We start from the raw sequence: 12,157 nt of genomic DNA, 5'->3' as shown, positions 1-12,157 counted from the left end.
ATGCTCTTAGCTTAGTTCAATGCCAAAATAGTTTTTAGCATTATCAAAACTAATATTTTTAACCATTTGACCTAATAATTGGATATCACGAGGAGCTTCACCATCTTCAACCCAACGTCCAATCATGCGACATAAAATACGTCTGAAATATTCATGGCGTGTATAAGATAAGAAGCTACGGCTATCTGTTAACATACCAACAAAACGACTTAATAAGCCAAGTTGGGCAAGCTGTGTCATTTGACGAATCATGCCGTCTTTTTGATCATTAAACCACCAACCTGAACCAAATTGCATTTTTCCTTGAATACCTGCACCTTGGAAGTTACCAATCATTGTGCCTAGAATTTCATTATCAGAAGGATTTAAACAGTATAAAATTGTTTTAGGTAGCGCATCTTGTTTAGCTTGGGCATCTAATAATCGAGAAAGAGGCTGGGCAATCGGTGAATCATTAATAGAATCGAATCCAACATCTGGCCCCATTAAATTAAACATTCTGGAATTATTATTACGCAATGCGCCAATATGATATTGTTGAATCCATTGACGTTTGTGGTATTCAACACCTAAAAAGATAAGTACTGCCGTTTTAAATTGAGCAACTTCTTTAGCAGTTAAAACCTCACCAGATAAACGTTTAGTTAAAATGGTATCCAACTCTTTTTCAGAGGCTTCTTCATAAACAACGGTATCTAATGCATGGTCGGAAATCTTACAGCCATGAGCAGCAAAATGGTCCATACGTTTGGATAATGCCTGACAAAGCGCTTGGAAGTTAGAAATTTCCACATCGGCTACTGCAGAAAGTTTTTCCATATATTGACCAAAAAAATCAGAATCAATATTAAATGCTTTATCTGGACGCCAGCTTGGTAAAACTTTAACCTCAAATGAGCTATCTTCGGCAATAGTTTTATGATGAGCTAAATCATCAATAGGATCATCGGTGGTACCAGCCATTTTAACATTCATTTTTTTCATAATGCTACGAGCTGAAAACTCTGGAGTGGCAAGCATTTCATTACAACTATTCCAAATTTGCTCTGCTGTAGTTGGTGATAATAAAACATTATCAATTCCGAAAGGACGACGAAGTTCTAAATGAGTCCAATGATATAAAGGATTACCAATGGTATGAGGAACAGTTTCCGCCCAAGCCTTGAATTTATCTAAATCACTCACATCAGTACCAGTACAGAATTTTTCAGCAACACCATTGGTACGCATTGCGCGCCATTTATAATGATCACCTTTTAGCCATATGTCATACAAATTTTTAAATTGATAATCGTTGGCAATTTGTTCTGGTGGTAAATGGCAGTGATAATCAAAAATTGGCTGTTCAGCCGCATAGTCATGATAAAGTTGACGAGAAAATTCAGTATCAAGCAAAAAGTTTTCAGTTAAAAAACTCATTTTATTCTCCAAAAAGCAGTGATTAACTAGTAAGTTTAGATGTCAATATTTTGTCTTATATTAACATATAAGACAACTTAAAAAGTTGACATACATCACATAATTAACCCATACCCATAATATATAAAGGGATATTTTTTTATTGAAAGTTAGCTGACAAGTATGTTTATTTGAAAAAATTACAGTAATATTATTTAACTTAGCGCAATTAGATGTTATTTTAAAAGTCTGAGAAAACTTAAAGGAATTATGCCAACTTCACCATGACCCAAGAACAGAACGAATATCAACGACTTTATCAAGTCATCGCAACTGAACTTAAGAATCGAATTATTAATGGTATTTATCCAGTTGGCAGTAAATTACCTTCCGAAAGATTAATTTGTGAAGAGTTAAAAGTTAGCCGATCAGTAGTCAGAGAAGCCATTATCATGCTTGAAGTTGAAGGTTATGTTGATGCACGTAAAGGGTCTGGCATCCATGTAATTGCCAATAGTTTACAAAATAATATTATTACCGCCTCACAAGGTTTAAATTTTTCGACTACAGGCCCCTTTGAATTACTACAAGCTCGGCAACTTATTGAAAGTAATATCGCTGAATTTGCCGCCACTCAAATTACCAAAGATGATATTGTTAAACTTTTAGAAATTCAGCATAACGCCAAAAAGGAAGATCATTATCGAGATTCTGATTGGGATTTAAAATTCCATACTCAAATTGCAATGATTACCCGCAATACGGCTTTGATCACCATTGTTCAAGAAGCATGGCAGCAACGGACATTAAATCCTTTATGGAAAAAACTTCATGAACATGTACAACAACAAGATATTGAAAGTTGGTGGGATGAACATGATAAAATTTTAGAAGCGCTAATTAATCGAGATCCCAAAGCGGCTAAATTAGCCATGTGGCAACATTTAGAAAATACCAAAAAAATGTTATTTGATGCAGCTAGCGAAGATTTCGAAACCAAACGCGACCACTATCTCTTTTCTGATAATCCAGTTATTAGTATTAATGAAACGGAGCATTGAGAGAGTTAGTAAATAGCCAATTTAGCAGCACAGCTTAAAAACAACTAATAAGCAAATTAAAACACTTTGCATTAGTAGGCAAAATGTTTTAATTTTGTGAATCAGAAAAAATTAGATATTACTAAAATTATTAGCGTTGATCGTCAATTGTTACCCCAGCAGGTGGTGTAAACTTGAACTTATCCATCGTAACTTTGCCTAAAGTTTGGCGAGATAAATCATAAAAGCTGCGCTGACCATCTTCTTCAATAATCGTGAAATTAGAAATCATGCCGGTTGGTAAAACTGAAATAACAAAATCTTGATTAGAGCCATCAGTCGGTTTTAAGGTAAAAGAATCTTGTTTACGTGTAACATTATAGGCATTCCAAATTGGATTATGACTATCAGTAATTAGCAACATTAAACGATTATCTACCGCTTTTTTCAAACTCATTACACTTACTTGCTCAACGGCTGGAGTGTAGACCCACATATTAGTTCCATCAGAAATAATCGAAGTTTCATCAGGTTCAGTCATCGTCCAATTAAAATAATAGGGTCTTGTCACCCATAAATCACCTTTTCCTTGTTGAACTGGTTGCTTATCAGCAGTTTTCACATCTTGTGAAAAACGGGCATAAAATCCATCAATTTTAGCTAATCGTTCTTGTAACACCTCTTTATCGCCTGCCCATGCAGAAAGACTTGTAAGTAACCCAATTAACATTAAAAACTTCTTCATTACCAATCCTTATGTATTTTGTGTAATAAAATATATTCAACAATCATCTATTTTAATAACTAATTTAGTTCAAAATATTACCGTTTTTCTGTTAGCTGTGGAAGATATTTTCTTTTCTTTTTCACTATTATTAGTGAAGCGGTATATAATAACCATATTTTGTAATTACGGGTATATAGTGCACCATGCCTAGTCTCTCTTTTGAATTTGGTACAGATGAATTTAAACCTTTAGCTGCAAGGATGCGTCCACGCAATTTATCAGAATACATTGGTCAGAGCCAGCTACTGGGTAAAGATAAACCTCTACCTAAAGCCATTGAGGCGGGTCATCTGCATTCAATGATCCTGTGGGGACCGCCTGGTACAGGTAAAACCACCTTAGCAGAAATTATTGCCCATCATGCCAACGCTAAAGTTGAACGTATTTCAGCGGTTACTTCTGGCATAAAAGATATTCGAGAGGCAATAGAAAGGGCAAAAATAAACCAGCAATCTGGTGTTAGAACCATCTTGTTTGTTGATGAAGTCCATCGTTTTAATAAAAGTCAACAAGATGCATTTCTACCTTATGTCGAAAATGGTACAGTAACCTTTATCGGAGCAACAACTGAAAACCCATCATTCGAATTAAATTCAGCACTTTTGTCTCGCGCGAGAGTATATTTACTAAAATCACTGACCAATAATGATATTGAGCAAATTTTACAACAAGCTATGGATGATACTGATCGGGGTTATGGTAACTTAAATATCACATTACCTGAACAAACTAAACAACAGATTGCCGAGTTTGTTGGTGGTGATGCAAGGAGGGCATTAAATACACTTGAATTATTGGTTGATATGTCCGATGGTCAAGCCCTTACACCAGAATTACTAAAAGAAGTCATTGGCGAGCGTAGTGCAAGATTTGATAATCAAGGCGATCGTTTTTATGATCTGATCTCAGCTGTGCATAAATCAATTAGAGGCTCTGCACCTGATGCCGCACTTTATTGGTATGCCAGAATCATTTCGGCTGGTGGTGATCCACTTTATGTTGCCCGTCGATTATTAGCAATAGCTTCAGAAGATGTTGGAAATGCCGATCCAAGAGCAATGCAAGTAGCACTAGCTGCTTGGGACTGTTTTACCCGAGTGGGGCCAGCTGAAGGCGAACGAGCTATCGCCCAAGCAATCGTTTATCTTGCTTGTGCACCGAAAAGTAATGCTGTTTATCTTGCATTTAATCAAGCAATGAAAGATGCTACATCTCAGCCAGATTATGATGTACCAGAACATCTACGCAATGCACCTACCCAATTAATGAAGAATTTAGGTTATGGAGCTCAATATCGTTATGCCCATGATGAACCTAATGCCTTTGCTGCTGGTGAAAACTATTTTCCTCCAGAAATGGCGGCAACTAAATACTATTATCCCAACCAACGAGGAGCTGAAAAAAATTACGCAGAAAAATTAGCTTGGCTAGAAGATCAAAATAAAGCGAGTAGTATTCAACGCTATAAATCGAAATAAAATTAGTAATGTAATTTTAATATTTTTTATCAATTGAAATTACATTTCATTTATTACTCGGCAAACTATAAGTTATCGATAATCCCAGCGTTCTTATCCACATAAAAAATAAACTAATCTTAAAAAGCGTTGATATAAATCAAAAACAAAAAACCTATATTTTACAAAAATTTAATTAAAGAAACTAATATCAATTTAATGAATTAACAATCGTTTACAATTATTTGTTAGCTATAAACTATCATATAAAATATAATCACACGCGAAATCTTATACGCAAAAAAACCTTTCTAATAAATAATTAAAGAAAAATGAAATATAGGAAATATACCGTGAGTTACCTAACGAGCAGTAGATATTTAGCACTATGGTTTTATTTAGTATTATTATTCCAATCAATCCAGTCAACTGAAGCCAGCCTCTCACAAATAACGGTTAACTCAATAACAGGATCACCACCTCATTTATCACTACCATTAGAGATGAATATGGACGATTTAAACTTATTTGGTTTAAAAGTTTATAATCAAAATTATTATGGAGAGGAGATTGATCATTTACCACTCACCAGTAACTATCCATTTAAAGATAAAGTCGCAATTGCACCAATGAAATATCCAAACGAAAATGAATACGTTGATGTTGATGGTGATGAGTTAGTTGGGTTTGAACATAATGGCAACATTCAAATGGAATGGTTTTATACCAATTCAAAAAATAAATTAGTTTCGTTTGTTCCAACAGCTGTTGATACATTTTGTTCTTTAGCTAAAAAAAATATAACTGCACCATTTAAAGTAAAATTGACTACTGATGCTTTATTACTAGTATCAAAATATGGTGAACCTGACTATTATCTCTATCCTAATGAGGAAATAATAACATCACCTTCAAAAACTTATACCATCATGGATGACGTTGGAATTTGTTATGCCAAACCAGAATTAAAACCAAAAGAATCGGGTGCTAACACAGAATCACAATGGGATCGTGATAATGGCTTTTTACCACAATCGACAAATGATCCTAGCAAAAATTTTCCTTCTACTGGTTTTTATGGTGCGCAATTTCAATTAATTTTGACTAATGAACAAATTGCCAAAGATTATGAATGGTCAATTAAACAAGGTGGTGAGTTAGTACAAGTTAACAAAGACGATAATACTCAAGCTGTTACGGTATCATTTGATATGCCTGATGCTAAAGATCCAGCAAAAGCTTGGCAATATATAATGGGATCTGGTGATGGATATACGGTTATTGTTGAAGGAAAAAACCCTCAAAGAAATACCACTATTCAATATTCATTTACTCTCGTTAAATGGTTTACCGGTTGGGATGAAAATAAAATTGGTGAACCCGGAGCTTCTATTACAACGGGGCCCAAAGTGGATGAAAGCTGTAACGCCCTAGCTGGCGGTGGAAAGTATCGTATAAGTTATACTAATGAAGTGGTTAATTCCAGCTTACAGGCAGCTAAAGCTAAATATACTCGAGAGATAGGCACCCTTTTTAGTGAATGGGGAGACCCTAGTCAAAAAGCATACCCAAATTCTTGGGCAGCTAATGATAAACAAGATGCTAGATATAAAAGAATTTGGCTATATGATCCGGATAAACAAAAATATTGTGATTTGCATACTTATCAAGCCGTTTATCACTGTGTCGCTGAAAATGGTTTAAAAAATGGCTTATGCACAGCAGTAGATGAAAATAACTAGTAATTTTTACGGACAGTGAAACATTAAAGGATATCTAATTCAGATAGCTAATTTAACTTTCCTATCCTTACATCAACAAATATAAATCGCTGATCGCTTTGACTACCATAAATATCAATAGGGTTTCCAAAGTGAATCGCAATATAAAAATGGTTTATGTATATCATATTACATTGATTGAATGATAAAGGTATAAAATAATGATATTTATCAAATAGTTTAAAAAAATATTAATACATTATTACAAATACAATAATGATTAATCATCTTTAAGATCGACTAAAGCGATTGTTTGCTTTATAATCGGCGCCACAAAAAAACAAAAATAAATAAAAATATAATTTTATCAAATATTTATAAATTACTAAATTAAAATGATAAAGGATGAATAAAAAGGAATTTAACAGTGAATCAAATCATCAATAAGTCTGTAAAGAAAATATCTTCAATACTACCTTTATTACTTGTATCCCCTTCTAGCTATTGTTCACTCGATTCAAAAACTGTTCAAGCAATTCATGGTAATAAACCATTATTATCAGCACAATTAGAAAATAATATGAAAGACTTTGATCTTTTTGGTCTAAATACCGATGGTAAAAACTATTATGGTGATGAAGTTAAAAATATGCCATATTCAACAAGTTATCCATTTAAAGAACGCATAAAAGTTGCGCCTATAAAACTTCCTGATAATAGCCAATTTGTTGATGATGATGGCGATCAACTGTCTGCAATCGATACCAGTAGTGCAATTACCATGAAATGGTATTATACCAATGCTAAACATCAACTTATTGAATTTGAACCAGAAGATAGCGATACATTTTGCTCATTATCTGAAAAAGGGTGGTATGCGCCTTATAAAATTAAATTAGAAGCAAATGGCATACTATTATATACCCAATATGGATTACCTAATTCAAATCAATACCCTAACGAAGACATTATTGATAGTCCAGCGAAAATGTATACCTTATTGGAAGATAATGGATTTTGTTATGCACGCCCTTCATTACAACCAAGTGAAGCCCAAAGTGGTCAAAAAAACCAATGGAATAAAAATTATGGTTTCTTAATTCAATCTAATACAGAATTAAGCAATTTTCCAACTACTGCTTTTTATGGTGCACAATTTGACCTAACTCTTGCTCAAAAAGGCATAGCCGACCAATATGATTGGCAATTGATAAAAGGTAAAGAACTTGTTAGTAAACCAATAATCAGTGCAAATAACGACTTTGTAACGCTAAGATTTGGTACTGATAATGCAAAAAATACCTTGATAGCTTGGAATTATGTCATGGGTAACAATACCGGTTATGAAGTCATTTTAGAAGGCACCCATATAACTAATGGTTACAAAATTCGTTATGGATTCACTATAACAAAATGGTATTCTGGATGGAATCTAGCTACTATAGGAACAGGTATTAGCTCAATAGGAAAGGCATCACAAATTGCCGAAGCATGTGAGCAGTTACCAGGTAATTATCGTATTACTAATGCAGATGAACTGAGTAACGCAAATTTTAATGCAGGAAAAGATGCAATATTTACTCGTGAAATAGGTTCATTAATGAGTGAATGGGGTTATCCAACACAAGAATCATACCCAGACTCATGGGCTCCGGCATTAAAAGAAAATAATAAACGAAAAAGAATTTGGGTCTATGATCCGACAATGAACAAATATTGTGACTTACATCCATATGATGGTAAATATCACTGCAAAAAAGAGAGCCAAGATAAAAATGGCTTATGTATAGCGGTCGATACTAATTAAATTTATTATTCTATATTTAGAGCTCTATCGATTCATAGGTAGAGCTTATCATTGGCAATTTTTGTTTTTCTTTTATACCACCTATCATTATCGTTTTTACTATCAAAAACAAATTCAAAAAATATTATCCGTAGTTATTGATTTTCGTTAATAAATTCCCGATCACTGTTTATTATGCATACTACATATAGTAATAAAATGATTAATAGGCACTATATATTGTATATTTTGACAAATATCAATTATCATACGTTTCATTAAAACATAAAAATGGATGATAAATGAATAATGAACAAATCAATGCTAGTAACTAAACGTGATGGGAAAAAAGAACCTATCGATCTTGATAAAATCCACAAAGTAATTACTTGGGCAGCAGAAGGATTAGATAATGTATCTGTCTCTCAGGTTGAATTACGTTCACATATTCAATTTTATGATGGTATCCGTACTTCAGACATTCATGAAACTATTATCCGTGCAGCAGCTGATCTTATCTCTCAAGATGCGCCTGATTATCAATATTTAGCTGCCCGTTTAGCTATTTTTCATTTACGCAAAAAAGCCTACAATCAATTTACACCACCATCACTTTATGAACATGTAAAAAAACTTGTTGCTAGCAAACGCTACGACAAACACCTTCTTGAAGATTATACTCAAGAAGAATTTGAGCAAATGGATAAAATAATCGACCACTGGCGTGATATGAATTTTTCCTATGCTGCAGTCAAACAACTTGAAGGCAAATATTTAGTTCAAAATCGCGTAACTGGCGAAATTTATGAAAGTGCTCAATTCTTATATATCTTAGTTGCAGCGTGTTTATTTGCTAACTATCCAAAAGAGAGCCGTTTAAATTATATTAAACGTTTCTATGATGCTGTTTCGACATTTAAAATTTCATTGCCGACACCAATTATGGCTGGTGTCCGTACTCCTACTCGCCAATTTAGTTCGTGTGTATTAATTGAATGTGATGACAGTTTAGATTCTATCAATGCCACAGCTGGTGCGATTGTAAAATATGTCTCACAACGAGCTGGAATTGGCGTGAATGCGGGTCGTATAAGAGCATTAGGTAGCTCAATTCGTGGTGGTGAAGCCTTCCATACCGGTTGTATCCCATTTTATAAATATTTCCAAACTGCAGTTAAATCATGTTCACAAGGTGGTGTTCGTGGTGGCGCAGCTACAGTATTTTATCCACTCTGGCATTTAGAAGTTGAAAGTTTATTAGTACTACGTAATAACCGTGGTGTTGAAGAAAACCGAGTACGACATTTAGATTATGGTGTACAAATCAATAAATTAATGTACCAACGTCTAATTAAAAATGAAAACATCTCTTTATTCAGTCCATCTGATGTACCGGGTCTTTACGATGCTTTCTTTGCCGACCAAGACAAATTTGAAGCTCTTTATCATCAATATGAACAAGATGTTAATATTCGTAAACGCGTAGTTAAAGCAGTTGAATTATTTTCATTATTAATGCAAGAACGAGCATCAACTGGCCGAATTTATATTCAAAATGTTGATCATTGTAATACTCATAGTCCATTTAATGCTCAACTAGCGCCAGTACATCAATCCAATTTATGTATGGAAATTGCCCTACCAACTAAACCACTTAATAACGTTAATGATGATAAAGGTGAAATTGCACTTTGTACTTTATCTGCTTTTAATTTAGGTAAAATTGAATCTCTTGACGATTTTGAAGAGCTAGCTGATTTAACCGTTCGTGCCCTAGACGCATTGCTTGATTATCAAGATTATCCGATTCCGGCAGCTAAAACGTCATCAATAAACCGCCGCACATTAGGTATTGGTGTAATTAATTATGCCTATTATTTAGCTAAACATGGAGTTAAATATTCTGATGGTAGTGCCAATAACTTAACCCATCGCACATTTGAAGCAATGCAATATTATTTATTAAAAGCATCAAATAATTTAGCTAAAGAAAAAGGTGCCTGCCCACTATTTAGTGAAACAACCTATGCTCAAGGTATCTTACCTATTGATACTTATAAACAAGATATCGATACACTTACTAAAGAACCATTACATTATGATTGGGAATCTTTACGCCAATCAATCAAAACTTATGGTTTACGTAATTCTACTTTATCGGCATTAATGCCATCTGAAACTTCCTCACAAATATCAAATGCCACTAATGGTATTGAGCCACCACGCGGATATGTCAGTGTTAAGGCGTCAAAAGATGGTATTTTAAAACAAGTGGTACCTGAATATAAAAAATTAAAAGATTTATATGAGTTACTTTGGCAAATACCAAATAATACAGGTTATTTACATTTAGTCGGTATTATGCAGAAGTTTATTGATCAATCAATTTCAGCCAATACTAATTATGATCCAACTAAATTCCCTAATGATAAAGTACCAATGAAGCAGCTATTAGCTGATTTATTAACAGCTTATAAATATGGTGTAAAAACCCTTTATTATCATAATACACGAGATGGTGCTGAAGATATTCAAGGTGATATTGAAGTCTCATCAAGTGATGATGGTTGTGAAGGCGGAGCATGCAAAATTTAATTGTTCTGCTTAGCCCTAAAAATAAAAGTAGTGGATAACGAGCCAGTTGTCCCTACTATTCCAACTTTTTACTTATCTGCACAGTAAAAAGCTTAACAAATTTCTGTTAGGAGTTCGATTATGAGCATGAATTACAGCACCTTCTCACACGTCCATAATGATCAACTTAAAGAGCCAATGTTTCTTGGTCAACCGGTAAATGTTGCTCGTTACGATCAACAAAAATATGAAATGTTTGAAAAGTTAATTGAAAAACAACTTTCTTTCTTTTGGCGTCCTGAAGAGGTCGACGTATCACAAGATCGCATTGACTATGCAGCGCTCCCCGAACATGAAAAACATATATTTATTAGTAATTTAAAATATCAAACTCTGCTCGATTCTATTCAAGGTCGAAGTCCAAATGTGGCGTTATTACCATTAATTTCTATTCCCGAACTCGAAACATGGGTAGAAACTTGGTCATTTTCAGAAACGATTCATTCACGTTCATACACCCACATTATTCGTAATATCGTTAATGATCCATCGGTTGTATTTGACGATATTGTGACTAATAAAGAAATTCAAAAACGGGCTGGTGATATTGCAGGCTACTACGATGAATTAATTAGTTATGCTAGTTATTATAATTTGTTAGGTGAAGGTAAACACACTGTCAATAATCGAACTATCACTATTGATCTACGAGAGTTAAAAAGACGACTTTACTTATGCCTAATGAGCGTTAATGCGCTTGAAGCGATTCGTTTTTATGTTAGTTTTGCTTGCTCATTTGCCTTTGCTGAACGTGAATTAATGGAAGGTAATGCCAAAATAATCAAACTGATTGCGCGTGATGAAGCATTACATCTAACCGGCACACAGTTCATGATTAATACTCTAAGAAGCGGTGAAGATGATCCAGAAATGGCCGAAATCGCCAAAGAGTGTGAACAAGATTGTTATGACCTCTTCTTACAAGCCGCTAATCAAGAAAAAGAATGGGCTGAATATCTATTTGAAGGTGGTTCAATGATTGGTTTAAACAAAGATATTCTATGCCAATACGTTGAGTATATTACCAATATTCGTATGCAAGCAGTCGGCCTCAAATTACCATTTGAAGTAAAATCGAATCCAATTCCATGGATCAATAACTGGCTCGTTTCTGATAACGTGCAGGTTGCGCCACAAGAAGCAGAAATGAGCTCATATTTAGTTGGACAAATCGATTCAGAAATTAGTGAAGATGATTTAAGCGATTTTACCTTGTAATTATTAATCGCAAAACCCCCTTTCCTCAAATTTTTTTATTAAAGGAACCTTATCGGTTCCTTTAATATTATTAATCCATTATGCACAACAATTATTGCTTCTACATTAAACTATCA

Annotated in this window: 8 protein-coding genes; 6 read left to right on the top strand and 2 right to left on the bottom strand. The window is 34.0% G+C overall.

Translation table 11 applies throughout. The features are described 5' to 3' along the window. Window positions 1–6: 6 nt before the first annotated feature. Complete coding sequence (uxaC, locus tag H3T83_RS05295) at window positions 7–1,419, bottom strand: glucuronate isomerase (protein ID WP_198215284.1); 1,413 nt, start codon at window positions 1,417–1,419, stop codon at window positions 7–9. A 263-nt stretch (window positions 1,420–1,682) separates the two neighbouring features. Here uxaC and exuR point away from each other — a divergent pair, with 263 nt between their 5' ends. Then, on the top strand, window positions 1,683–2,459 hold the full coding sequence (gene exuR / locus H3T83_RS05290) for a transcriptional regulator ExuR (RefSeq protein ID WP_198215283.1): 777 nt from the start codon (window positions 1,683–1,685) through the stop codon (window positions 2,457–2,459). A 130-nt stretch (window positions 2,460–2,589) separates the two neighbouring features. Here the strand turns inward: exuR and lolA are convergent, their stop codons facing one another. Beyond that, window positions 2,590–3,183 carry an outer membrane lipoprotein chaperone LolA gene (gene lolA / locus H3T83_RS05285; RefSeq protein WP_065577598.1) on the bottom strand — a complete coding sequence of 198 codons (594 nt, stop codon included), beginning with the start codon at window positions 3,181–3,183 and terminating at the stop codon, window positions 2,590–2,592. 185 nt (window positions 3,184–3,368) lie between these two features. Between lolA and H3T83_RS05280 the strand changes: the two genes are divergently transcribed. The 5 genes from H3T83_RS05280 to nrdB all read left to right on the top strand — a co-directional run bounded on the left by H3T83_RS05280 (window position 3,369) and on the right by nrdB (window position 12,041). Further along, complete coding sequence (locus tag H3T83_RS05280) at window positions 3,369–4,703, top strand: replication-associated recombination protein A (RefSeq protein WP_065651501.1); 1,335 nt, start codon at window positions 3,369–3,371, stop codon at window positions 4,701–4,703. 332 nt (window positions 4,704–5,035) lie between these two features. Further along, a complete protein-coding gene (locus tag H3T83_RS05275) occupies window positions 5,036–6,424 on the top strand; it encodes a hypothetical protein (RefSeq protein ID WP_198215282.1) in 1,389 nt (462 codons plus the stop codon). A gap of 406 nt (window positions 6,425–6,830) precedes the next feature. Next, complete coding sequence (locus H3T83_RS05270; RefSeq protein ID WP_198215281.1) at window positions 6,831–8,210, top strand: hypothetical protein; 1,380 nt, start codon at window positions 6,831–6,833, stop codon at window positions 8,208–8,210. Window positions 8,211–8,498: 288 nt separating this feature from the next. Beyond that, the gene (nrdA, locus tag H3T83_RS05265) at window positions 8,499–10,784 is read left to right on the top strand and encodes a class 1a ribonucleoside-diphosphate reductase subunit alpha (RefSeq protein ID WP_065577602.1); all 2,286 of its coding nucleotides are present in this window, start codon (window positions 8,499–8,501) and stop codon (window positions 10,782–10,784) included. Between the two features lie 126 nt (window positions 10,785–10,910). Beyond that, entirely contained in the window at window positions 10,911–12,041 is a 1,131-nt protein-coding gene (nrdB, locus tag H3T83_RS05260) for a class Ia ribonucleoside-diphosphate reductase subunit beta (protein ID WP_065577674.1), read from the top strand. The last annotated feature ends 116 nt before the right edge of the window (window positions 12,042–12,157 follow it).

It is taken from the genome of Gilliamella sp. M0320, assembly GCF_016101635.1.
In the GTDB taxonomy this organism is placed as follows: Bacteria; Pseudomonadota; Gammaproteobacteria; order Enterobacterales; family Orbaceae; genus Gilliamella; species Gilliamella apis.
The sequence above is the reverse complement of the archived record's forward strand: the minus strand, read 5'-3'. Positions and strand labels throughout refer to the sequence as shown.